Here is a 21,780-nt window from a genome sequence, read left to right as displayed (position 1 = left end):
AGGACCCAGGTCCTGTACGGAGTTCCCCCGCGTCAGGACCTACAGCTCCAGCCCCGCCAGCTCCCGGCGCGAGCCCACGCCCAGCTTCGGATACGCCTTGTACAGGTGGTACTCCACCGTGCGCGGCGACAGGAACAGCCGCGTCGCGATGTCGCGGCTGGAGCTGCCGGCCGCCGCGAGCCGTACGACCTGCAGCTCCTGCGGGGTCAGCGCGAGCAGCGCGGAGCCCTCGCCCGGCGCGGCCGGGACGGTCACGTCGCCCGCCGCGTGCAGCTCCGCCCGCGCCCGCTCGGCCCAGGGGCGGGCGTCCAGCCGCTCGAAGACCCCCAGCGCGGCGCGCAGTTGCTCCCGCGCCCGCGCCTTGTGCCGGGCGCGGCGCAGCTGCTCCCCGTACAGCAGGCTCGTCCGGGCGCGCTCGAAGGGGCGGCCGTCGCCTGCCGCGTGCAGCCGGACCGCCTCCTCGAAGGGCTCCGAACCCCCCGTCAGCAGCGCCTCGTTGCGCAGCGCCACCGCCCGCGCCCAGGGCTGCCCGCTCGCCGCCGCCCACGCGGCGAACCGCCGGGCAGCCGGCTCCGCCCGCCCCGGATCGCCCAGCCGGAACGCTGCCTCCACCTCGTCCGCCGCGGCGAACACCATCGCCGCGCTGTGCCCGCCCGCCGCCCCGCGCGCCTTTGCCAGCCGCCGCGCCGCCGCCTCGTACCGGCCCAGTCCCAGGTCCAGCAGACTCAGCGCGGTCACCGCGTAGTTGCCGTCCGCCGCGAGCGAGGTCGACACCAGCTCCCGTACCCGCTCCTCCTCGCCCTCCACGGCGCTGATCCGGGCGAGGAGGTTGTCCAGCCGCCGGATACGCACGGCCAGCCCGGTGTCCCGGGCGATCGTCGCGGCCTCGGCGGCGGTGGCCCGCGCCTGGCGGTGCAGGCCGGCGTGGATCTGCTGGCGGGCCAGCACGTGCAGCAGGTACGGCAGCCGCCCTATCCACCCCTGCTCGCGGGCCTCCCCGATCAGCTCCTCGACGTACGCCAGGACGGTGTCGTCGGGCAGCAGCGAGGCCACCGAGAGGGCGTGCATCCGCTGGTGGGTGCCCGCCCCGCGCAGCCCCTCCCCGTCCAGCAGCTCCGCCACCAGCGGCAGTCCGCGCGCGAAGTCCCCCTCCGCGAGCGCCGCCAGGCCCCGTACCGAGCGGTCCATGGCCGTCCGCCCGTCCAGCGGAGCGGCCGCCTCCCGCAGGGCGGCGAGGTCCCCGGCCGACCAGGCGTACGTCGCGGCGGTCCGCCGCATCATCCGTACGCGCTCGGGATCGGCCCCCGAGGCGGCGTCCGTCCGCGCGGCGTGCTCGATGAGCAGCCGCGCGGCCTGCGTGGGGCGGTCGTCCTCGAAGAGCCAGAAGGAGCGGATGTACGCCAACTCCCCCGCCTGCATGAGGTATCCCCTGCTCGAAGAGCTTGGGGAACGGTCGCCCCCCACCACTCCCTCCCCCTCCTCCGCCAGCCGCGCCCCCAGCTCGGCCTGCCCCGCCGTCACGGCCGCCCACGCCCCGGCGGTCAGGCGGCGCAGCCGGTCGGCGGGGGCGGGGGAGAGGCGGGCGGCCTGGGCGTAGACGCCGGCGGCGGAGGCCGCGACGCGCGAGGCCGCCGCCCGCGCCGCGTACGCCTCCAGACCGGCCGCCGCCCGCTCGTTGGGGCCCGTCGCGGCGGCGGCGCGGTGCATCACGGCGCAGTCGGCGCCGCCCTTGGCCTCGGCGGCGTCCGCGAGCGCCTGGTGCATCAGCACCCGCCGGGCGGTCGGGGCGCTCAGATACGCGGCGGTACGGATCAGCGGATGGCGGAAGCCGACTTTTCCCCCGCTGACGGCGACCAGCCCGCGCGCCTCCGCCTCGGCGAGATCCGCCAGCCCGACGTCCAACGCCGGTGCGGCGGCGAGCAGTACGGGCAGCGGGCACTGCGTCTCGGCGGCGGCCAGCTGCACGATCAGCCGACTGCGCTCGGGCAGTGCCATCACCTTCGCGCGGTACGCGGCCAGCACCCGCTCCGGCGCGCTCAGCGGCGCCCCCGGGACGGCGGGCGCCTGCCCGACCGCGTCCGCGAACTCCGTCATCGCCAGCGGATTGCCGTCCGACTCGGCCAGTACGCGCTCGCGCGCCGGCGCGGGCACGCCCAGCGCGTCGAGCAGCGCCCGCGCCTCCCCGCCCGCCAGCCGCGCCGGCCGCAGCGACTCGATCCCGGCGGCGCCGAACTCCCCCTCCCGGGCGGCGAACACGACGGCGACGCGCTCGGCCGCGAGCCGCCGGGCGGCGAAGAGCAGCGCCTCGGCGGAGGGCACGTCGAGCCACTGGGCATCGTCGACGAGGCAGAGCACCGGAGCGGCCTCGGCGGCCTCGGCTAGCAGGGAGAGCACCGCCAGCCCGAGGAGGAAGCGGTCGCCGCCGCCTGGGCCGCCTGGGCCGCCAGCCGCCGCGCCGCTGCCCAGCGCGCGGTGGAGGGCCTCGGCCTGGGGCGGCGGGAGGGCGGCGGCGCGGTCCAGGACGGGGCGCAGGAGCTGGTGGAGGGAGGCGAAGGCGAGGCCGGCCTCCTCCTCGTAGCCGGTGGCGCGCAGGACGGTCCAGGGGACCCCGGCCGGCTCCCCCGGCTCCCCCCGCTCCGTCAGCCCCGCCGCGTACGACAGCAGCGCCGACTTCCCGATGCCCGCCTCGCCGCACAGCACCAGTGCCCCGCTGCGACCCGCCACCGCCTCGTCCAGCAGCCGCCGCAGCGCCTTGCGCTCCGTGTCCCGTCCGACCAGCACCGGTCTCCACCACCTGTGTCGTGTACGTGTTGTACGGGGAGCCCCGGGCGCCTCCACGGTGCGCACCCAGTAGCCGAATACCGAAGCGCTACGGATTCGCCGGGCATTCCCGCCGACCTAGCGTCGAGGACATGACGAACGCCATCTTCGAACCCGTCCGCATCGGCCGCCACGACCTCCCCCACCGCCTGGTGATGGCCCCCATGACCCGCTCCCGCGCGGCCGGCGGCCTGGTCGGCGAGCTGACCGCCGAGTACTACGCCCAGCGCGCCGGCGCCGCGCTGATCATCACCGAGGGCACCCAGCCCTCCGTACGCGGCCAGGGATACGTCCAGACCCCCGGCATCCACGACGCCGAGCAGATCGCCGCCTGGCGCAAGGTCACCGACGCGGTGCACGCCAGGGGCGGCGTGATCTTCCAGCAGCTGATGCACACCGGCCGGATCGGCCACCCGTACCTCTACGCCGACGGCGGCCTGCCCGAGGCGCCCTCGCCGGTGGCCTCCGGCGGCCAACTCTTCACCCCCGACCAGGGGTTGCTCGACCACCCGGAGCCGCGCGAGTTGACGTTGGCGGACATCGCGCGGGTGATCGACGAGTTCACGCAGAGCGCGCGCAACGCGATCGAGGCGGGCTTCGACGGGGTGGAGCTGCACGGCGCGAACGGCTACCTCATCCAGCAGTTCCTCGCCGAGAACACCAACCGGCGCACCGACGCCTACGGCGGCTCGGTCGAGGGCCGCATCCGCTTCGCCGTCGAGCTGGTCCAGTCCGTCGCGGACGCGATCGGCGCCGACCGGGTGGGCCTGCGCGTCTCGCCCGGCAACACCTTCAACGGCATCGCCGAGGAGACCCCGGCGCAGACCTACGCGGCGCTGACGGCGGCGCTGGCCCCGTACGGGCTGGCCTACCTGCACGTACTGGAGACCGCGCACCCGGAGATCACCGACGCGATCCGCCGCGACTGGCCGACCGCGCTGATCCTCAACCAGCCGGCACGGCCCTTCGAGGAGGCCCCGGAGCTGGCGGCGCGGGCACTGGAGGCGGGGCGGGCGGACGCGGTCTCCTACGGGCGGCTGTGGCTGGCCAACCCGGACGCGCAGGCGCGCATCCGCGCGGGCGCCGACTTCAACCCCGAGGACCCGGACACGTACTACGGCGGCGACCACCGCGGCTACACCGACTATCCCGCGCTGGCCGGCTGACGCCGCGGCGCCGCAGGGGCCGGCGGCGGGCCCCTGCGGCGCCGGCCTGCCGCGCGATGGGCGACAATCGACGGTGTTCGTAGGAAACTCCCGGAGGACGCCGTGAGCGGATTTGTCGTAAAGCCCGAGCCGATCGAGGTGCCCGGCCTGGTGCACCTGCACACGGGCAAGGTGCGCGACCTCTACCGCGACCGCCACGGCCGCCTGGTGATGGTGGCCTCCGACCGCACCTCGGCCTTCGACTGGGTGCTGCCCACCGAGATCCCCGACAAGGGCCGCATCCTCACGCGGCTCTCGCTGTGGTGGTTCGACCGCTTCACCGACCTGGTGCCCCACCACGTCGTGTCCACCGAGGTCCCCGAGGGCGCCCCCGCCGACTGGGCCGGGCGCACGCTGGTCTGCGAGCCGCTCGACATGATCCCCGTGGAGTGCGTGGCGCGCGGCTACCTCACCGGCTCCGGGCTCAAGGAGTACGAGGCCACGCGCACCGTGTGCGACCTCCCCCTCCCCGACGGGCTGCTCGACGGCTCCGAGCTGCCCGAGCCGATCTTCACCCCGGCGAGCAAGGCGGAGGTCGGCGAGCACGACGAGAACGTCTCCTACGCGGAGGTCGTGCGCCGCTCCGGCGCCGCCACGGCCGAGGAGCTGCGCCGCACGACGCTGGCGGTCTACGAGCGGGCCCGCGACATCGCGCGGGCGCGGGGGATCGTCCTGGCGGACACCAAGTTCGAGTTCGGCCGCCGGGCCGACGGCACGCTGGTGCTGGGCGACGAGGTGCTGACGCCGGACTCCTCGCGCTTCTGGCCGGCGGACGCCTGGCAACCGGGCCGCCCGCAGCCCTCGTTCGACAAGCAGTACGTCCGCGACTGGCTCGCCTCCCCGGCCTCGGGCTGGGACCCCGGCGGCGCGACCCCGCCGCCGGAGCTGCCGGCGGAGGTCGTGGCGGGGACGCGGTCGCGCTACGCGGAGGCGTACGAGCGGCTGACGGGTGAGCGCTGGGCCTGAGCGGGCCTGTGGTGAACCCCCCGGTCCCACCCGTCCCAACCCCCTTTCCACGAACGAAGTTGGGACAAGTCAGACCGGAGCGGCGGGTATAGGGGTCCGGCGCGGCGCAAGTCTCGTAAGGTTTGCGCCGTGGGATCTCTGCGCAATCCGATCGGCCCTCTGCCCGCCACCATCTACTGGCGGCGAAGGGCCGTTCTGGCTGTGCTGGTCGCGCTGCTCAGCGCCTCGATGGCGTGGGCGCTGACCCTGGGCGGCGACGACGGGGGCGACGGAAAGAACCAGGGTGACGGCCCGGTCGCCTCGATCACGCCCGGCCCCAGCGAGTCGGGCCCGCTGATCAGCCAGCGCCCCGGCGGCCGCGACGAGGAGGACGGCGGTACGACGGAGGGCGGCGACCCCCAGGACCCGGAGGCCGGGACGTCCGGGCCCACGCCCGGCGCCGAGAACGCCGCCGAGGCGGGCGGTGCTTCGGGGGGTGGTTCGGACACAAGCGGCACGGAGGGCTTCCCGGTGGGGGAGGACGGGGTCCCGGCGGAGTCCGCGCTGGCCGACTGCGACCGCTCGGCGGTGACGTTCACGATCCGCACCGTGCGGCCGACGTACCAGGCGGACGAGAAGCCCCGGTTGAAGCTGACGGCGGCCAACGAGGCGGCGAACGCCTGCAAGTTGCCCTTCGGCCCCACCCGCGCGGTGATCACGATCCGCGCCACCGGCGACGACACCCGCGTCTGGTCCTCGGCGGACTGCCCCTGGACGACGAACCCGATACTGCTGGAGGTCCCGGCGGGCGGCACGATGGAACGGACGATCACCTGGGACGCGGTCCGCAGCGCCCCCGAGTGCGGCCCGGTGACCCGGGACCTGCTCGGCCCCGGCACGTACGAAGCCGAACTGAAGCCGTCCGGACTCCCCGCCTCCCGCACGGAGTTCGAGATCGCGGGGTAGGACGACGGCCCGGGGCCGCAAGCGGAAGGCCACCATCGAGTGATCGTCGATCATTCCCCTGAACTGCGGCGACTCTGCCCGTAGCGTCGTATCCATGGTGAGTTCGTCGCACGAGGCCCTCCACCGGATCTTCCAGGAGGACGCCACCCTCCTCATCCGCGCCTTCGAGCGCATACTCGACCTCGAGTTCCCCGAGCCGACCGAGATCGACGTGCTCAGCCCCGACGCCACGGAGCTGGCGCCGCTGGAGCGCCGCGTCGACACCGTGCTGCGGGTGGAGACGGCGCTGGGGCGCTTCGCGCTGCTGATCGAGGCGCAGGGCCGCAAGGACCCCGACAAGCGCGCCAGCTGGACGAACTACATGGCGCATGTGCACGACAGGCACAAGTGCGTGCCGGTCCTCCTGGTCCTGTGCCAGGACCGGGCGACCGCCCGCTGGGCCGCGCAGCCCATCGAGCTGGGCTTCCCCGGCTGGACGTCGATGACGGTCCGGCCGCTGGTCCTGGGCCCGGACAACGTCCCGGTGATCGCGGACGAGGCGGAGGCCGCCCGCGATCTGCCACTGGCGGTGTTCTCGGCGATTACGCATAGTAAGGAAGGACTGGCGCCTGCGATACTGGAGGCGCTGGCGTCCGCGCTGGGCACGGTGGATCCGTACACGGCGGCGGTGTTCGCGGAGTTCGTGGAAGCCGGCCTGGCGGAAGGCCCGGCCCGCGCGAAGTGGAGGGATCTCATGAGCACACTCGACTACTTCTTCCGCTCGGAGGCAGCCGAGCAGGTCCGCGACCAGGCCCGGGCGAAGGGTCTTGAGGAAGGCCGGGAGGAAGGCCGCGAGGAAGGCCGGGAGGAAGGCCGGGAGGAAGGGAGGCTGGCACAGTTGCGAAACGGGGTTCTGGCGCATTTCGAACTGCGAGGCATCGAGGTCCCCGCAGCGGTGCGCGAGCGAGTCGAGAGCTGCCGGGACACGGCCCTCCTGGACGTGTGGTGGCGCCGGTCCATGACGGTCGACACTGCGGACGAGGTCTTCGAGGAGGAGTAGGCGACCGGTCCTCTCCGGAGGCGGGCTATTCCACGTCCGGGCGTGTGGTGCTGGGAAGTGCCATGGCCAGGTACGCGATCTGCCCCGGGAGTACGGCGATGAGGATGTCTCCCTGCGAGGACGTGCACTCCATCCCCATGGCGTGGAGATGGCGCTTCCTTGTTTCCGGGGAGCCCTGGGGGAGGACCGCGGCCATGGTCAGGTCCGGTGGAAGCGTCTGCAGCTCGCCTTTGGGCGATCGCGGCTGCCACTCCCAGGTTCCGGCTTCGATTACGAACCGGCCGGCCGTCCACCGGGACGTGTGACGGAGCTTCGCCGTGCAGGGGATCCGGATACGCCTGCCGTCTATGAGGTGGGCCGACAGCTTCTGCTGCCGGTGGCTGACGAGCATGGCGCCGATTGTCGCGCCGGCGCTGAACACTCCTGCTGTCGCTATGAGTTCATTCATGGGGTTAGTGAAGCAGGGGGCGTGGTGGCGGGGTGATGTGGCGGGGGGCGGTGCGCCGCTCCGCGGCGGGGGTGCTTCGTCGCTCCGCGACGGTTGCGGGCTGGGGTGGTGGTGTGGGTGGGGTTGGTTGGGGGGCCGGGGAGTTGGCTGGCCAGGGACCGGGGATGCTGCGTCGCTCCGCGACGCTGGGGTGGGGCGGCTGGTTCGGTTGGGCTGGCTGTTCCGGTCGTACCGGTCGTACCGGGCGTTCGGGTGTGGAGCTACACGTAGCGTTCGAGGATTGACGACTCCGCCAGGCGGGAGAGGCCCTCGCGGACCGAGCGGGCTCGGGCCTCGCCTACGCCCTCCACCGTCTGGAGGTCGTCGACGCTTGCCGCCAGGAGTTTCTGGAGGCTGCCGAAGTGCTCCACCAGGCGGTCGATCACCAGACCGGGGATGCGGGGGACCTTCGCCAGGAGGCGGTAGCCGCGCGGGGAGACCGGGGAGTCCAGGGTCTCGGGGGAGCCCGTGTATCCCAACGCCCTTGCCACCGTGGTCAGTTCCAGCAGCTCCGCGTGCGAGAGGCGGTCCAGGTCCGCCACCGCGTCCGCCACCGTGCGCGGGCGCTTGCCCGTGCGCTCGGGGACGTAGTCGCGTACGACCAGCTCGCGTTCCGGCTCCACGCCCGCGATCAGCTCGTCCAGCTGGAGCGAGAGGAGGCGGCCGTCCGTGCCCAGCTCCACCACGTACTCCGCGATCTCCGTCGCGATCCGGCGCACCATCTCCAGCCGCTGCGAGACCGCCGAGACGTCCCGGACTGTCACCAGGTCCTCGATCTCCAGCGCCGAGAGCGTCCCCGCGACCTCGTCGAAGCGCAGCTTGTAGCGCTCCAGCGTCGCCAGCGCCTGGTTCGCCCGCGACAGGATCGCCGCCGAGTCCTCCAGCACGCGGCGCTGCCCGTCCACGTACAACGCGATGAGCCGCATCGACTGGCTCACCGACACCACCGGGAAGCCCGACTGGATCGACACCCGCTGCGCCGTGCGGTGCCGCGTGCCCGTCTCCTCCGTGGGGATCGAGGAGTCCGGCAGCAGCTGCACGCCCGCGCGCAGGATCTTGGTCAGCTCCCGGTCCAGGACCAGGCCGCCGTCCAGCTTGCACAGCTCCCGCAGCCGCGTGGAGGAGAAGTCCACGTCCAGCGCGAAGCCGCCCGAGCAGATCTCCCCGACGACCTTGTCCATGCCCAGCACGATCAGCCCGCCGGTGTTGCCGCGCAGCACCCGCTCCAGGCCGTCGCGCAGCGCCGTCCCCGGGGCCACCGCGCTCAGCGCGGCCCGCATCTTCAGACCGTCGGAGCCGGGGCCGGAAACGGCTCGGCCCGGAGCCGACGCCCGCTCGTTGGCTGCCACTTCGCGTCCTCCGTCAGGGTGTCCGCCAGGAGATCAAGAACCCGCCCCCAGGCAGCGCACCGCGCGCTGGACGGACAAGACCGGGGCAAAGTCTACCGGCGTGCCTCCTCCGGTATCCGGGCCTCGGGCGGACCGGCGTCCCCGCCGCCGCTCAACGGGCTCCCGGACGCCCCCTTCGCACCACCGCCCGCCCGCCTGCCCCCGGCCCTCCCACCGGAGGACCCCCGCCCGCGGCCGATGGGCAGCGCCTGCAGCGCCTCCCCTATGTTTGCCACCTCCAGCACCCGCATCCCCGCCGGGACCTTCCCCGGATCGGACGGCACCAGCGCGTGTGTGAAGCCCAGCCGCGCCGCCTCCGCCAGCCGGCGCGACACCCCCGTCACCCGGCGCACCTCGCCCGCGAGGCCCACCTCGCCGATCGCCACCAGGTTCTGCGGCAGGGGCGTGTCGCTCGCCGCGCTCGCCAGCGCCAGCGCCACCGCCAGGTCCGCCGCCGGCTCCGAGAGCTTCACCCCGCCGACCGTCGCGCTGTAGATGTCGCGCTTGGAGAGCGCCGTGATCTGCCCGCGCTGCTCCAGCACCGCCAGCATCATCGACACCCGCGAGGTCTCCAGCCCCGAGGTCGTCCGCCGCGGGGAGGGGATCTGCGAGTCCACCGTCAGCGCCTGCACCTCCGCCACCAGCGGCCGGCGCCCCTCCAGCGTCACCGTCAGGCACGTCCCCGGCACCGGCTCGTCGCGCCGGGTCAGGAACAGGCCGCTGGGGTCGGCCAGTCCGACGATCCCCTCGTCGTGCAGCTCGAAGCAGCCGACCTCGTCCGTCGCCCCGTACCTGTTCTTCACCCCCCGCACCAGCCGCAGCCGCGCGTGCCGGTCGCCCTCGATCTGCAGCACCACGTCCACCAGGTGCTCCAGCAGGCGCGGGCCCGCGATGGCGCCGTCCTTCGTCACGTGGCCGACCAGCAGCGTCGACATCCCGCGCTCCTTGGAGACCCGGATCAGCGCCCCGGCCACCTCGCGGACCTGCGCCATCCCGCCGGGCGCGCCGTCGATCTCCCCGGAGGCGATGGTCTGCACGGAGTCCAGCACCAGCAGCGAGGGCTTCACCTCGTCGATGTGCCCCAGCACCGTCGCCAGGTCCGTCTCCGCCGCCAGGTACAGGTGGTCGCTCAGCGCCCTGATCCGGTCCGCGCGCAGCCGCACCTGCCCGGCCGACTCCTCCCCCGTCACGTACAGCGTGCGGCGCTCGGCGTCGGCCGCCTTCGCCGCGACGTCCAGCAGCAGCGTCGACTTGCCCACGCCCGGCTCCCCGGCCATCAGGATCACCGCGCCCGGCACCAGCCCGCCGCCCAGCACCCGGTCCAGCTCGGGCACCCCCGTGCTGCGGGCCTCCGCCCGCGTCCCGTCGACCTGGCCGATGGGCAGCGCGGAGGTCGTCACCCGGGTCGCGGCGGTCGTGCGTACCTGCGGCGCACCCCCGGCCTCCTCGACCGTCCCCCACGCCTGGCACTCGGGGCAGCGCCCCAGCCACTTCGCGGTGGTCCAGCCGCATTCGGAGCACCTGTACGAGGGGCGGTCTTTGCCGCCGGTCTTTCGCTGAGCCATGGGCGCCACCGTAGCGGGCCGCACTGACAGCGCGGCCTGGTCCGTACGGTCAGGGCAGTGCTACGGGCAGTACTGCGGGCAGTGCGGACCGCGTCGCGCGGCCCCGACCGCGGGCGCCGTCACCCGTCAGGGTGAGTCCCGTCCAACGCCCGGATTCCGGCGCCCGGCTCCCCCTACCGTCACGAACGTGACAAGCAGCAGCCCGCCCCAGCCGCGCCACCCCGGCGCACACGCCAAGGGATCCGACATAGCCCCCGAGCCCCCGGCCGCGTACGAGCCGTATCTGGACGGGCTGTTCACCTACTGCCTCTCCGTGCTGTGCGACCACGACGAGGCCGTCGAGGCCCTCGGCGACGTCCTCGCGCTCGCCGAGCGCCGCCGGCGCCGGGGCCTGGACGCCGGTCCCGCCACGGACGCGGTCGGGCTGCGCCCCTGGCTCTACTCGCTGGCGCGCTGGGCCTGCCTGCGCCGGATGTCCCGCCGGGACCGCTTCCGTACGGGCGGCGCCGCGAAGGACGGCGCCCCGCCCTCCGCCGACGCCCCCGACGCCGCCGACGGCCCCGCCGCCCGCCGCCGCGAGCTGGCCCGCCTCGCCTGGCCCGAGGCCGCCGGTACGACGCCGGAGCAGCGCGAGGCCCTGGAGCTGGCCGTCCGCCACGGCCTCCCCCCGGACGAGGTGGCCGTCGTCCTGGCCATCGACCCCTACGCCGCACGGGAGTTGCTCTCCCGCGCCGCCTGCGAGGTCGAGCGCACCCAGGCCGCGCTGGCCGTGGTCGAGCACGGCAGCTGCCCCGTCGTCGCGGGCCTCGCCGGCGACAGCGAGGTGCTGCTCGGCGCGGCCCTGCGCCGCGAGCTGGTCCGCCACGTCGACGACTGCCCCGACTGCCGCCGCACGGCCGAGCGCGCCTGCGCCGCCGCCGGCTGGCCCGGCTCGCTCAGCTGGGTCTCCGCCAAGGGCGGCAGCGGCCGGCTGCCCGTGCTCGCCGCCCCCCGCCCCGCCGCGCACAGCGCGATGGCGCGCGCCCTGGGCGTGCGCCGGATGTCCGCGCCGCGCTATGACCGTACGGGCTTCCCGCAGGACCCCAAGGTCCGCGCCGCCCGCCGCGACCGCCTGCGCAACCGCGCTATCACCTCCACCGTCGTGGCCACCGTCGTCGCCGCCCCCGTCCTGGCCCTGTGGGCCGCCTACCGGGGCGCCCCGACGGCCGACGACGGCCGCGACGCCTTCCCCGCGGCCACGGGCAAGGCCATGGGCCCGCGCGACCTGGACGGCGATCCGGTGGAGGAGGCGGGCAGCGCCCAGGAGCTGCCCGCGCCCCGCTACACCGCCGGCAGCCGCACGCCGGACGTCTCCGTCGAGGTCGTCGACAGCGGCGGCCCCACCGACCGCGCCCGTACGGGGACCGCCACGACGAAGGGGCCGGGCCGCCTCACCGTCGAGGCGATGCCCAGCGGCGACGCCACGCTGATCACGCTGCACGCCTCGGGCGGCGCGGCGGTGCGCTGGCACGCCCGCTCGGCGGCGTCCTGGCTGACGTTCAGCAGCAGTTCGGGGACCCTCTTCCCGGGTGAGAGCACCACGATCGCGGTCTCCGTCGACTCCGCCCGCCAGCCGCGCGGCCGCTGGGACGCCCGCGTCCTGATCGAGCCGGGCGGCGCGGAGATCCTCATCCACGGCCGGGGGGAGAGCCGCCGGATCATCCGCCCCTCCGTGCCGACCCGCCCGCCGACCAGGCCCACGCCCACGCGCCCGCCGGAGCCGACCCCCTCGCAGCCCCCGCCGGCCCCGTCCCCCACCCCGCCACCGCCGACCCCGACGCCCACCCCGAGCGACCCCGGCACCCCGCCGCCGTCCCCCTCGGACCCGCCGCCGTCGGAGCCCCCGCCCGCACCGTCACCGGGCGGGGAGACTCCACCGGCGTAGCAGAAAGGGCCCCGGCACCGGAGGAGATCCGGCGCCGGGGCCCTCGCCCGTACGAGCCTCGCTTGAGCACTCAGCCCGAGCACCCAGCCCGAGCGGGAAAGCCTCAGCCCTCCAGCTTGCTCACATCCCGCACCGCGCCCCGGTCCGCGCTCGTCGTCATCGCCGCGTACGCCCGCAGCGCTGCCGACACCTTCCGCTCGCGCCCCCGCGGCGCGTACCGCCCGCCCAGCGCCGCCCGCCGCGCGGCCAGCACCTCCTCGGGGACGACCAGCTCGATCGACCGCCCGGGGATGTCGATGCGGATCAGGTCCCCGTCCTCGACCAGCGCGATCGTGCCCCCCGCCGCCGCCTCCGGCGAGGCGTGCCCGATCGACAGCCCCGACGTCCCGCCCGAGAAGCGTCCGTCGGTCACCAGCGCGCACGCCTTGCCCAGCCCGCGTCCCTTGAGGAACGACGTCGGGTAGAGCATCTCCTGCATCCCCGGCCCGCCCCGCGGCCCCTCGTAGCGGATGACGACGACGTCCCCCTCCCCGACCTGCTTGCCGAGGATCTTGTCGCACGCCTCCTCCTGCGACTCGCAGACCACCGCGGGCCCCTCGAAGGTGAGGATCGAGGCGTCCACGCCGGCGGTCTTCACCACGCAGCCGTCCTCGGCGAGGTTGCCGCGCAGCACGGCCAGCCCGCCGTCGGCGCTGTAGGCGTGCTCCACGTCGCGGATGCAGCCGCCGGCCGCGTCCGTGTCGAGGGACTCCCAGCGCTCGGACTGCGAGAAGGCGGTGGCCGACCGTACGCAGCCGGGCGCCGCGTGCCACAGCTCCACCGACTCCGGCGAGGGCGAACCGCCGCGCACGTCCCACTCCTTGAGCCAGCCGGCCAGGGAGTCGGCGTGCACGGAGGTGACGTCCTCGTTGAGCAGCCCGCCCCGGTACAGCTCGCCCAGGATCGCCGGGATCCCGCCGGCGCGGTGGATGTCCTCCATGTAGTACGTCCCCTGCGGCGCCACGTTGGGCGCGACCTTCGCCAGGCACGGCACCCGCCGCGAGACGGCGTCGATCTCGTCGAGGCCGAACTCCACGCCCGCCTCCTGCGCGGCGGCCAGCAGGTGCAGGATCGTGTTGGTCGAGCCGCCCATCGCGATGTCCAGCGCCATGGCGTTCTCGAAGGCGGCCCGGCTCGCGACGGCGCGCGGCAGCACGCTCGCGTCGTCCTGCTCGTAGTAGCGCCGCGTGATGTCCACGACGGTCCGCCCGGCGGCCTCGTAGAGCGCCCGGCGCGCGGTGTGGGTGGCCAGGACGGAGCCGTTGCCCGGCAGGGACAGCCCGATGGCCTCGGTGAGGCAGTTCATCGAGTTGGCGGTGAACATCCCCGAGCAACTGCCGCACGTGGGGCAGGCGTTCTCCTCGATACGGAGCACGTCGGCGTCCGAGACGGAGTCGTTCGCCGCGTCCACCATGGCGTCGATGAGGTCCAGCTTGCGCACGGTGCCGTCCACCAGCGTGGCGCGCCCGGCCTCCATCGGGCCGCCGGAGACGAACACGGTGGGGATGTTCAGCCGCAGCGCGGCCATCAGCATCCCCGGCGTGATCTTGTCGCAGTTGGAGACGCAGATCAGGGCGTCGGCGCAGTGCGCCTCCACCATGTACTCCACCGAGTCGGCGATCAGGTCGCGCGAGGGCAGGCTGTAGAGCATCCCGCCGTGGCCCATCGCGATGCCGTCGTCCACGGCGATGGTGTTGAACTCGCGCGGCACCGCGCCGGCCGCGCTGATCGCCTCGGAGACGATCCGCCCGACGGGCGCGAGGTGGGTGTGCCCGGGGACGAACTCGGTGAAGCTGTTGGCCACCGCGATGATCGGCTTGCCGATGTCCTCGTTGGCCACCCCGGAGGCCCGCATCAGCGCGCGCGCCCCCGCCATGTTGCGGCCGTGGGTGACGGTACGGGACCTCAGCGCGGGCATCGCGACCTCCGGTTATGCGTGGGCGGTGAGTCCACCGAGCCTACGCCCCGTGCCCGTGATCCGGACCGGCCGTCCGGGATCCGGACGGCGCGCGGGGGTGCGTACCGAAGAGGGGAGCGCCCCTTCACGCCCCCGCGAGATGCCGCTGCACCACCGGCGCCACCCGCGCGACGATCTCCTCCACGCCTGCGGAGGCCAGCGGCTCCACCTTGACCACGTACCGCAGCATCGCCACCCCCACCAGCTGCGCCACCGCCAGCTCGGCCCGCAACTCCGCGTCCGGACCGGCCAGTCGGGGCGTGACCCGGCGCAGTACGTTGCGCACGACGACCCGGCGGAAGATGGCCGCCGCCGCCTCGTTGTTCACGGCGGAGCGCACGACGGCCAGCAGCGGCTCGCGGGTCAGGGCGCTCTCCCACACCCCCAGCATGTAGCGCGTCAACCGCTCGCCGGCGCCCTCGTCGACACCGCTGCCCGCACCGCCGCCCCCGCCGGTGGACGCCCCCCCGAAGATCACCTCGGGCAGCTCCATCGCAGGCGCGAAGTCGACCTCCAGCGCCGCCTCGAAGACCTGCTCCTTGGGCCCGAAGTAGTGGTGCACGAGCGCCGGATCGACGTCCGCCCGCCGCGCGATGGCGCGGATCGACGCCTTGTCGTACCCCCGCTCGGCGAACTCCCCCCGCGCCGCGGCCAGGATCCGCTCCCGCGCCCCCGGCCCCTCGCCGGCGTCCTCGCGCGAGGGACGCCCCCGCCGCCGCCTGGGCGCCGGGGCGTCGGTGCTCACCGAGCGCCCCGCGGCGCGGCGGTCGCCAGGTTCAGCCGGGTGAAGGCCAGCGCCTCCGCCAGATCGGCGTCGCGCTCCGCCGCCGACATCGCCCGCCGGGTGTTCACCTCCACCACCACGTGCCCGGCGAAACCGGAGGCGGCCAGCCGCTCCAGCAGCTCCGCGCACGGCTGCTTGCCGCGCCCGGGCACCAGGTGCTCGTCCTTGCCGGAGCCGGTGCCGTCCGCGAGGTGGACGTGCGTCAGCCGGTCGCCCATCCGCGCGGCCATCTCCAGCGCGTCGTTGCGGGCGGTGGAGGTGTGCGAGAGGTCGAGGGTGAAGTGCCGGTAGTCCTGGTTGGTGACGTCCCAGTCGGGCGCGTAGGCGAGCATCTCGCGGTCGCGGTAGCGCCAGGGGTACATGTTCTCCACGGCGAAACGGACGTCCGTCTCGTCGGCCATCCGCCAGATCCCGTCCACGAAGTCCTGCGCGTAGGAGCGCTGCCAGCGGAACGGCGGATGCACCACGACGGTCGAGGCCCCCAGCCGCTCGGCGGCGGACCTGGCCCGCTGCAGCTTCTCCCACGGGTCCTTCGCCCACACCCGCTGCGTGATCAGCAGGCAGGGCGCGTGGACGGCGAGGACGGGCACCCCGTGGTGGTCGGAGAGCCGGCGCAGCGCCTCGATGTCCTGGCTGACCGGGTCGGTCCACACCATGACCTCGACGCCGTCGTAGCCCAGGCGGGCGGCGGTCTCGAAGGCGGTCGCCGTCGGCTCCGGATAGACCGAGGCCGTGGACAGCGCGACCTTCGCGTCCGGGATCCGTACTAGCTCTGCCACAGCAGACAGCCTACGTGCTGCCTCCCCGTCAACTCCCCGCACTCCGGGTAACCCGCCCGTCACGGAAGATGATCGAGCCGCCGCAGGATGATCCCCTCCCGCAGCGCCCACGGGCAGATCTCCAGCTCGTCGACCCCGAAGAGGTCCATCACCCCCTCCGCCACCAGCGCTCCCGCCAGCAGTTGCGGCGCCCGCCCCGCCGAGACGCCGGGCAGCGCCGCCCGCTGCTCCACCGGCATCGCGGCCAGCCTGGGCACCCACTCCTCCAGCGGCTTGCGCCCCAGCGTGCGCTGTACGTACAGCCCCTCGCCGGAGCGCGCGGCCCCGGCGATCCGGGCCAGCTGGCGGAAGGTCTTGGACGTGGCCACCACCCGGTCCGGCTGCCCGAGCCGGCTGAAGTCGCTCACGGTCCGCGCGATCTGCGCCCGCACGTAGCGCCGCAGCGCCCGTACGTCCTCCACCCCCGGCGGATCCCCCGGCAGCCAGGACGACGTCAGCCGCCCCGCGCCCAGCGGCAGCGAGACGGCCCGGTCGGGCTCCTCGTCGATGCCGTACGCGACCTCCAGCGAACCGCCGCCGATGTCCAGCACCAGCAGCTTCCCCGCCGACCAGCCGAACCAGCGCCGCGCCGCCAGGAACGTCAGCCGCGCCTCCTCCTCGCCGCTCAGCACGGTGAGCTCGACCCCGGTGCGCTCGGCCACCCGCCGCAGCACGTCCTCCGCGTTGGCCGCCTCGCGCACCGCCGAGGTCGCGAACGGCAGCACGTCCTCCGCGCCCTTGTCCCCGGCCACCTCCAGCGCCTCGCGCACGGTGTCGATCAGCCGCTCCACGCCGGGCTCGCTGATCGCCCCCTCCCCGTCGAGCAGTTCCGCCAGCCGCAGCTCCGTCTTGTGGGAGTACGCGGGCAGCGGACGGGCGCCCGGGTGGGCGTCCACGACGAGCAGGTGAACCGTATTCGAACCGACATCGAGCACTCCGAGTCTCATGGTGGAGACGCTACTGCCTCCCCCCAGGGGCCGTACGCTTGAGTCGTGGCCAAGACGAACAAGGCAAACCGGGCACCCGAGCAGGCGTCGGACCGGACCGTGGGCGCCCAGCGCGCCGCCGAGCAGACCATCCGCCCCGACGAGACAGGGCCGGACTTCCCGCGCGCCTGGGTGGAGTTCCCCGACCCCGCCGACGAGGACCAGGTCTTCCGCTGCGACCTGACCTGGCTGACCTCGCGCTGGTCGTGCGTCTTCGGCCAGGGCTGCCAGGGCATCGAGGCGGGCCGCGCGGCGGACGGCTGCTGCACGCTGGGCGCGCACTTCTCCGACAAGGACGACGAGAAGCGGGTCGCGGGGTACGTCAAGCAGCTCACCCCCGAGCTGTGGCAGTACCACGCGGAGGGCACCTCCTCGAAGAAGGGCTGGATCGAGCTGGACGAGGACGGCGAGCGCAAGACCCGCCGCGTCGACGGCGCCTGCGTCTTCAACAACCGCCCCGGCTTCGCGGCCGGCACGGGCTGCGCCCTGCACCTGCTCGCCCTGCGCCAGGGCCGCGAGCCGCTGGAGACCAAGCCGGACGTCTGCTGGCAGCTCCCCATCCGCCGCACCTACGACCAGGTCACCCGCCCCGACGACACCCAGGTCCTGGTCGTCTCCATCAGCGAGTACGACCGCCGCGGCTGGGGCCCGGGCGGCCACGACCTGAACTGGTGGTGCACCTCGGCCCGTTCGGCCCACGCCGCCGCCGACCCGGTCTACGTCTCGTACCGCGCGGAACTGACGGAGCTGATGGGCCCCAAGGGCTACGAGGTCCTGGCAGACCTGTGCGCCCAGCGCCTCAACGCCCAACTCCCCCTCCTGGCGCCCCACCCCGCGGACAGCTGACAGCACCCCCATCGCACCCGGGATAATCGGTCCTATGACCGACTCGCATCCCGAGCCCCCCGGCCCCCGGCCGCTGCGGTTCTTCGGCACGACCTGGGCCGCGCGCACCCCCGCGTACTGGCTGCGCCGCCTCGCCCTCGCCGTGGCGACGGCGGCCGCGGCGGCGGCCGGGGCGTTCATCCTCAAACTCGCCTACGACGGCCTGACCATGGAGAACTCCGGCAGCCTGGTCACCGCGCTCATGATCGCGGCCTTCGCGATCTGCAGCTCCCTCGCCTTCACCCGCACCCTCGCCGGCTTCACCCGCCGCCCCCCGGCCGAGGAGACGACTCAGTTCTCCTCGTCCTCCCGCGCGACCAACGGCATCGGCTTCATCGGCGTCCTGCTCGCCTATTTCGTACGCAACCTCCTCGAAGCCCCCGGCGAACGCCTCCACCGCCAGGAGTGGCAGGACGAGCTGTCCCTGTACGAGAAGCAGCGCAGGACCCGCAGCAGGAACCCGGCCAAGAACCCCGCCAAGAACGCTGCCAAGCGCCGCACCGGACGCTGACCGCAGCGCACCCCTGCCCCGACCTCCGAGCGGGACACCCGAAGCAACGGGTGTCCCGCTCGAACGTTTTCCGGCCCCGCGCCCCCTTGACGGAGGCACCCCCACGCGCCATATTCAACACATGATGAATTACGAGAACCGCCCCTCGGTCCCACCGGACCCCCCAGCCGTCCACGCCCGCGCCCTCACGGTCGTCCGCGGCCCCCGCACCGTGCTCACGAGCCTCGACTTCGACATCCCCCGGGGCAGGATCACCGGCCTCCTCGGCCCCTCCGGCTGCGGCAAGTCCACCCTCATGCGCGCCGTCGCCGGCACCCAGGCCAAGGTCACCGGCACCCTCGACGTCCTCGGCCACCCCGCGGGCAGCGCCGCCCTGCGCCCCCGCATCGGCTACGTCACCCAGGCCCCCTCGGTCTACCGCGACCTCACCGCCCGCCAGAACCTCGACTACTTCGCCACCGTCCAGCACCCCGCCCTCTTCCGCAGCCGCCCGGCCCGCCGCGAGGTGGTCGACCGCGCCCTCGCCGACGTCGGCCTCACCAACCGCGCCGAGACCCTGGCCGGCAACCTCTCCGGCGGCCAGCTCGGCCGCGTCTCCCTGGCCGCGGCCCTGCTCGCCACCCCCGACCTCCTCGTCCTGGACGAGCCGACCGTGGGCCTGGACCCGGTGCTCCGCCGCGACCTGTGGGACCTCTTCCACCGCATCGCCGCCGAACGCCGCGTCACCCTCCTCGTCTCCTCCCACGTCATGGACGAGGCCGAGCGCTGCCACCGCCTGCTGCTGATGCGCGAGGGCCGGATCATCGCCGACGGCACCCCCGCGTCCCTACGCGAACGCACCGGCGCGGCGACGGTCGAGGATGCCTTCCTGAAGATCGTCGACGCCGCGAACACCGACACCGCCGATGCCACCGAGGAGGCCCTGCGATGACCACCGTGACCGCACCACCCACCCAGGCGACGGCCCCCGCGGCCACCTCCGCCCTCGCCGCCTCGACGACCCGCACCCTCGCCACCGCCGCCCGCGTCCTGCGCCAACTCGGCCACGACCCGCGCACCATCGCGCTGATGCTGCTGACCCCCTGCCTGATGCTGACCCTCCTCTACGGGGTCTTCGACGGCCGCGCGGACCGCTTCGACACCACCGGCGCCGCACTCCTGGGCATCTTCCCGCTGATCACGATGTTCCTCGTGACCTCCATCGCCACCCTGCGCGAACGCACCGGAGGCACCCTGGAACGCCTCCTCGCGATGCCCCTCGCCAAGGGCGACCTGATCGGCGGTTACGCCCTGGCCTTCGGCGTGCTGGCAGCAGCCCAGGCAGCCCTGGCCACCGCCCTCGCGGTCTGGCTCCTCGACCTCCAGGTGGCCGGCCCGACCTGGCTGCTGCTGGTGGTGGCCCTGCTGGACGCCCTCCTCGGCACGGCACTGGGCCTCTTCGTCTCGGCCTTCGCCGCCTCGGAGTTCCAGGCGGTGCAGTTCATGCCGGCGGTCGTCCTCCCGCAGCTCCTGCTCTGCGGCCTCTTCGCCCCCCGCGAGAAGATGCACCCCGTACTGGAGGCGGTCTCGGACGTACTGCCCATGTCGTACGCGGTCGACGCGATGACGCAGCTGCTCACCCACCCCGAGGTGACGGCCGCCTTCGTCCGCGACGTCCTGATCGTCGCGGGAACGGCCGCGGCGGTCCTGGCCCTGGGCGCGGCCACCCTCCGCCGCCGGACCCCCTGACGATCACCCCGGCCACTACCCCGAGCACCACCCCGACCACCGGGGCGCCGCCCACCCTGTGGACAGAGCAGGTGCCCCGCACCCCCGCGATGGGAGGATGCCCCCATGACGCAGAAGGTCGCAGTCCTCGGCACGGGCAAGATCGGCGAAGCCCTCCTCAGCGGCATGATCCGCGCGGGCTGGTCCCCGGGGGACCTCCTGGTGACCGCCCGCCGCCCGGAGCGCGCCGAAGCACTGCGCACGAGGTACGGGGTGGAGGTCGTCTCCAACGCGGAGGCGGCCAAGCGCGCCGACACCCTGATCCTCGCGGTCAAGCCCCAGGACATGGGCGCCCTGCTGACGGAGCTGTCCCCGCACGTCCCCGCCGGCCGCCTGGTCATCAGCGCGGCGGCGGGCATCACGACGGAGTCCATCGAGGAGCACCTGCCGCACGAGGTGCCGGTGGTCCGCGTCATGCCCAACACCCCCGTCCTGGTGGACGAGGGGATGTCGGTCCTCTCGGCGGGCAGCCACGCCGGCAGCGACCATCTGGCCCGCGCGGAGGAGATCTTCAAGCCGGTCGGCAAGACCCTCCGCGTCCCGGAGACCCAGCAGGACGCCGCCACGGCGCTCTCCGGCTCGGGCCCCGCGTACTTCTACTTCCTCGTCGAGGCGATGACCGACGCCGGCATCCTGCTCGGCCTCCCCCGCGACAAGGCCCACGACCTCATCGTCCAGGCCGCCATCGGCGCCGCGGTGATGCTCCGCGACAGCGGCGAGCACCCGGTGAAGCTCCGCGAGGCGGTCACCTCCCCCGCCGGGACGACGATCAGCGCCATCCGCGAGCTGGAGAACCACGGCGTCCGCGCCGCCCTGATCGCCGCGATCGAGGCGGCCCGAGACCGCTCCAGGGAGCTGGCCTCGGGCCAGTGACGGCGGGCAGTACGCCAGGCGGCCTCAGGCGACGCGCGCCTGGTAGACCTTCCGCAGCGTCTCGTGCACGGTCCACTCGGTACGGTCGCCCTCGCGCAGGACGCACATGTCACCGGGGCCCACCTCGATGACCTTGCCGTCCTCGAAGACGACGGTGGCACGCCCGCTCAGCACGACGAACAGCTCGTCGGCCTCGGTGTCGGTCACCACGCCGGGCGTCATCTGCCAGATCCCCCGCACCTGGCTGCCGTCCTCGGACTCCCACACCACCTTCCCGGAGACGACGGGGTCACCCGAGACGATCTGCCCGGGCTCCAGCGGCTCCGGCTCCAGCACGGCGTCGGGGACGTGGAGCGCGAAGCTGCCGGCGGACTGCTGTTCGGTCACGGACTCGGACTCGGACTCGGACTCGGACATAGAGGTGCCTCCCAGGGCGCTGGCGCCGCCTTGGCGCCTGCCGCGATTGTGCGGGAACCCCAGGTCAGCGGCCTGCTGGGGGGAGGGGTTGACACGACTCCGGCCCGTCCGTATAGTTCTTCGAGTTGCCACGGCGCCTACACGGTTCCGAGCGACCCCAAGGGTCGTTTCCGGCAACACCTCACTACAGAGCGTTAACCCCTGACGGGGTCGAATTCGGCATGCCGAATTTCGTTTCGAAAGGGCCCGATTAGGCGCCCGGTACGAAGTCCGCTAACGTAGTGACCACCGCAAGGCCGCGAAGCGAAAGCAGAAGCGGCCGGGTGGGAATCCCGCCGACCGGGAGTCAGACACTGAAAAGCGTCTGATAGAGTCGGGGACACGAAGGGAAGCGCCCGGAGGAA

At 74.0% G+C, this 21,780-nt stretch carries 19 protein-coding genes; 10 read left to right on the top strand and 9 right to left on the bottom strand.

Annotation, left to right across the window (positions count from 1 at the left end; translation table 11 throughout):
* Nucleotides 1–39: 39 nt before the first annotated feature.
* Nucleotides 40–2,781, bottom strand: coding sequence for a helix-turn-helix transcriptional regulator (locus tag ACFQLX_RS02375; protein ID WP_386411362.1), 2,742 nt, complete (start codon nt 2,779–2,781; stop codon nt 40–42).
* 131 nt (nt 2,782–2,912) lie between these two features.
* On the opposite strand from ACFQLX_RS02375, the gene ACFQLX_RS02370 reads away from it, so the two are divergent.
* The 4 genes from ACFQLX_RS02370 to ACFQLX_RS02355 all read left to right on the top strand — a co-directional run bounded on the left by ACFQLX_RS02370 (nt 2,913) and on the right by ACFQLX_RS02355 (nt 6,975).
* On the top strand, nt 2,913–3,986 hold the full coding sequence (locus ACFQLX_RS02370; protein WP_386411359.1) for an alkene reductase: 1,074 nt from the start codon (nt 2,913–2,915) through the stop codon (nt 3,984–3,986).
* Between the two features lie 102 nt (nt 3,987–4,088).
* Nucleotides 4,089–4,991 (top strand): phosphoribosylaminoimidazolesuccinocarboxamide synthase, encoded by a 903-nt coding sequence (locus tag ACFQLX_RS02365; protein ID WP_386411357.1) that lies wholly within the window; start codon nt 4,089–4,091, stop codon nt 4,989–4,991.
* Nucleotides 4,992–5,120: 129 nt separating this feature from the next.
* Nucleotides 5,121–5,936 (top strand): hypothetical protein, encoded by an 816-nt coding sequence (locus ACFQLX_RS02360; protein ID WP_386411355.1) that lies wholly within the window; start codon nt 5,121–5,123, stop codon nt 5,934–5,936.
* A 94-nt stretch (nt 5,937–6,030) separates the two neighbouring features.
* The gene (locus tag ACFQLX_RS02355; RefSeq protein ID WP_386411352.1) at nt 6,031–6,975 is read left to right on the top strand and encodes a hypothetical protein; all 945 of its coding nucleotides are present in this window, start codon (nt 6,031–6,033) and stop codon (nt 6,973–6,975) included.
* A 25-nt stretch (nt 6,976–7,000) separates the two neighbouring features.
* Here the strand turns inward: ACFQLX_RS02355 and ACFQLX_RS02350 are convergent, their stop codons facing one another.
* From ACFQLX_RS02350 to radA, 3 genes are all read right to left on the bottom strand, one after another.
* On the bottom strand, nt 7,001–7,423 hold the full coding sequence (locus tag ACFQLX_RS02350; protein ID WP_386411349.1) for a hypothetical protein: 423 nt from the start codon (nt 7,421–7,423) through the stop codon (nt 7,001–7,003).
* 260 nt (nt 7,424–7,683) lie between these two features.
* Nucleotides 7,684–8,811 carry a DNA integrity scanning diadenylate cyclase DisA gene (disA, locus tag ACFQLX_RS02345; protein WP_386411346.1) on the bottom strand — a complete coding sequence of 376 codons (1,128 nt, stop codon included), beginning with the start codon at nt 8,809–8,811 and terminating at the stop codon, nt 7,684–7,686.
* 92 nt (nt 8,812–8,903) lie between these two features.
* The gene (gene radA / locus ACFQLX_RS02340; protein ID WP_386411343.1) at nt 8,904–10,415 is read right to left on the bottom strand and encodes a DNA repair protein RadA; all 1,512 of its coding nucleotides are present in this window, start codon (nt 10,413–10,415) and stop codon (nt 8,904–8,906) included.
* A gap of 187 nt (nt 10,416–10,602) precedes the next feature.
* Between radA and ACFQLX_RS02335 the strand changes: the two genes are divergently transcribed.
* A complete protein-coding gene (locus tag ACFQLX_RS02335) occupies nt 10,603–12,339 on the top strand; it encodes a BACON domain-containing protein (RefSeq protein ID WP_386411340.1) in 1,737 nt (578 codons plus the stop codon).
* Nucleotides 12,340–12,442: 103 nt separating this feature from the next.
* On the opposite strand, the gene ilvD is transcribed toward ACFQLX_RS02335, so the two are convergent.
* The 4 genes from ilvD to ACFQLX_RS02315 all read right to left on the bottom strand — a co-directional run bounded on the left by ilvD (nt 12,443) and on the right by ACFQLX_RS02315 (nt 16,884).
* Nucleotides 12,443–14,296, bottom strand: coding sequence for a dihydroxy-acid dehydratase (ilvD, locus tag ACFQLX_RS02330; RefSeq protein WP_386411337.1), 1,854 nt, complete (start codon nt 14,294–14,296; stop codon nt 12,443–12,445).
* Nucleotides 14,297–14,420: 124 nt separating this feature from the next.
* Complete coding sequence (locus tag ACFQLX_RS02325; RefSeq protein ID WP_386411334.1) at nt 14,421–15,080, bottom strand: TetR/AcrR family transcriptional regulator; 660 nt, start codon at nt 15,078–15,080, stop codon at nt 14,421–14,423.
* The gene (locus tag ACFQLX_RS02320; RefSeq protein ID WP_386411333.1) at nt 15,077–15,898 is read right to left on the bottom strand and encodes a sugar phosphate isomerase/epimerase family protein; all 822 of its coding nucleotides are present in this window, start codon (nt 15,896–15,898) and stop codon (nt 15,077–15,079) included. Before ACFQLX_RS02320 ends, ACFQLX_RS02325 begins: the two co-directional genes overlap by 4 nt.
* Nucleotides 15,899–15,957: 59 nt before the next feature.
* On the bottom strand, nt 15,958–16,884 hold the full coding sequence (locus ACFQLX_RS02315) for a Ppx/GppA family phosphatase (RefSeq protein ID WP_386411330.1): 927 nt from the start codon (nt 16,882–16,884) through the stop codon (nt 15,958–15,960).
* A 99-nt stretch (nt 16,885–16,983) separates the two neighbouring features.
* On the opposite strand from ACFQLX_RS02315, the gene ACFQLX_RS02310 reads away from it, so the two are divergent.
* The 5 genes from ACFQLX_RS02310 (at nt 16,984) to proC (ending at nt 20,959) form a co-directional block, all read left to right on the top strand.
* A complete protein-coding gene (locus tag ACFQLX_RS02310) occupies nt 16,984–17,769 on the top strand; it encodes a DUF3109 family protein (RefSeq protein WP_386411713.1) in 786 nt (261 codons plus the stop codon).
* Nucleotides 17,770–17,803: 34 nt separating this feature from the next.
* Nucleotides 17,804–18,319 (top strand): hypothetical protein, encoded by a 516-nt coding sequence (locus ACFQLX_RS02305; protein WP_386411327.1) that lies wholly within the window; start codon nt 17,804–17,806, stop codon nt 18,317–18,319.
* Nucleotides 18,320–18,440: 121 nt separating this feature from the next.
* Nucleotides 18,441–19,250: an ABC transporter ATP-binding protein gene (locus ACFQLX_RS02300; protein WP_386411324.1), complete on the top strand. Its 810-nt coding sequence runs from the start codon at nt 18,441–18,443 to the stop codon at nt 19,248–19,250.
* The gene (locus ACFQLX_RS02295) at nt 19,247–20,047 is read left to right on the top strand and encodes an ABC transporter permease (protein ID WP_386411321.1); all 801 of its coding nucleotides are present in this window, start codon (nt 19,247–19,249) and stop codon (nt 20,045–20,047) included. Before ACFQLX_RS02300 ends, ACFQLX_RS02295 begins: the two co-directional genes overlap by 4 nt.
* 105 nt (nt 20,048–20,152) lie before the next feature.
* Nucleotides 20,153–20,959, top strand: a complete 807-nt coding sequence (gene proC / locus ACFQLX_RS02290; protein ID WP_386411318.1) for a pyrroline-5-carboxylate reductase — start codon at nt 20,153–20,155, stop codon at nt 20,957–20,959.
* Nucleotides 20,960–20,983: 24 nt separating this feature from the next.
* Here the strand turns inward: proC and ACFQLX_RS02285 are convergent, their stop codons facing one another.
* Nucleotides 20,984–21,376 (bottom strand): cupin domain-containing protein, encoded by a 393-nt coding sequence (locus ACFQLX_RS02285; RefSeq protein WP_386411315.1) that lies wholly within the window; start codon nt 21,374–21,376, stop codon nt 20,984–20,986.
* Nucleotides 21,377–21,780: the final 404 nt, after the last annotated feature.

Source organism: Streptomyces polyrhachis (genome assembly GCF_042663125.1).
Taxonomy (GTDB): domain Bacteria; phylum Actinomycetota; class Actinomycetes; order Streptomycetales; family Streptomycetaceae; genus Streptomyces; species Streptomyces polyrhachii.
Note: the sequence above shows the minus strand (reverse complement) of the source record. Positions and strands in the feature narration are given on the sequence as shown.

What these genes read in the sequence shown, in the direction of transcription:
- ACFQLX_RS02300 (WP_386411324.1), top strand. Translation starts at nt 18,441, where the DNA reads ATGATGAATTACGAGAACCGCCCCTCGGTCCCACCGGACCCCCCAGCC.
- ilvD (WP_386411337.1), bottom strand. Translation starts at nt 14,296, where the DNA reads ATGCCCGCGCTGAGGTCCCGTACCGTCACCCACGGCCGCAACATGGCG.
- ACFQLX_RS02305 (WP_386411327.1), top strand. Translation starts at nt 17,804, where the DNA reads ATGACCGACTCGCATCCCGAGCCCCCCGGCCCCCGGCCGCTGCGGTTC.
- ACFQLX_RS02315 (WP_386411330.1), bottom strand. Translation starts at nt 16,884, where the DNA reads ATGAGACTCGGAGTGCTCGATGTCGGTTCGAATACGGTTCACCTGCTC.
- ACFQLX_RS02295 (WP_386411321.1), top strand. Translation starts at nt 19,247, where the DNA reads ATGACCACCGTGACCGCACCACCCACCCAGGCGACGGCCCCCGCGGCC.
- ACFQLX_RS02285 (WP_386411315.1), bottom strand. Translation starts at nt 21,376, where the DNA reads ATGTCCGAGTCCGAGTCCGAGTCCGAGTCCGTGACCGAACAGCAGTCC.
- ACFQLX_RS02370 (WP_386411359.1), top strand. Translation starts at nt 2,913, where the DNA reads ATGACGAACGCCATCTTCGAACCCGTCCGCATCGGCCGCCACGACCTC.
- ACFQLX_RS02355 (WP_386411352.1), top strand. Translation starts at nt 6,031, where the DNA reads ATGGTGAGTTCGTCGCACGAGGCCCTCCACCGGATCTTCCAGGAGGAC.
- radA (WP_386411343.1), bottom strand. Translation starts at nt 10,415, where the DNA reads ATGGCTCAGCGAAAGACCGGCGGCAAAGACCGCCCCTCGTACAGGTGC.
- ACFQLX_RS02350 (WP_386411349.1), bottom strand. Translation starts at nt 7,423, where the DNA reads ATGAATGAACTCATAGCGACAGCAGGAGTGTTCAGCGCCGGCGCGACA.
- proC (WP_386411318.1), top strand. Translation starts at nt 20,153, where the DNA reads ATGACGCAGAAGGTCGCAGTCCTCGGCACGGGCAAGATCGGCGAAGCC.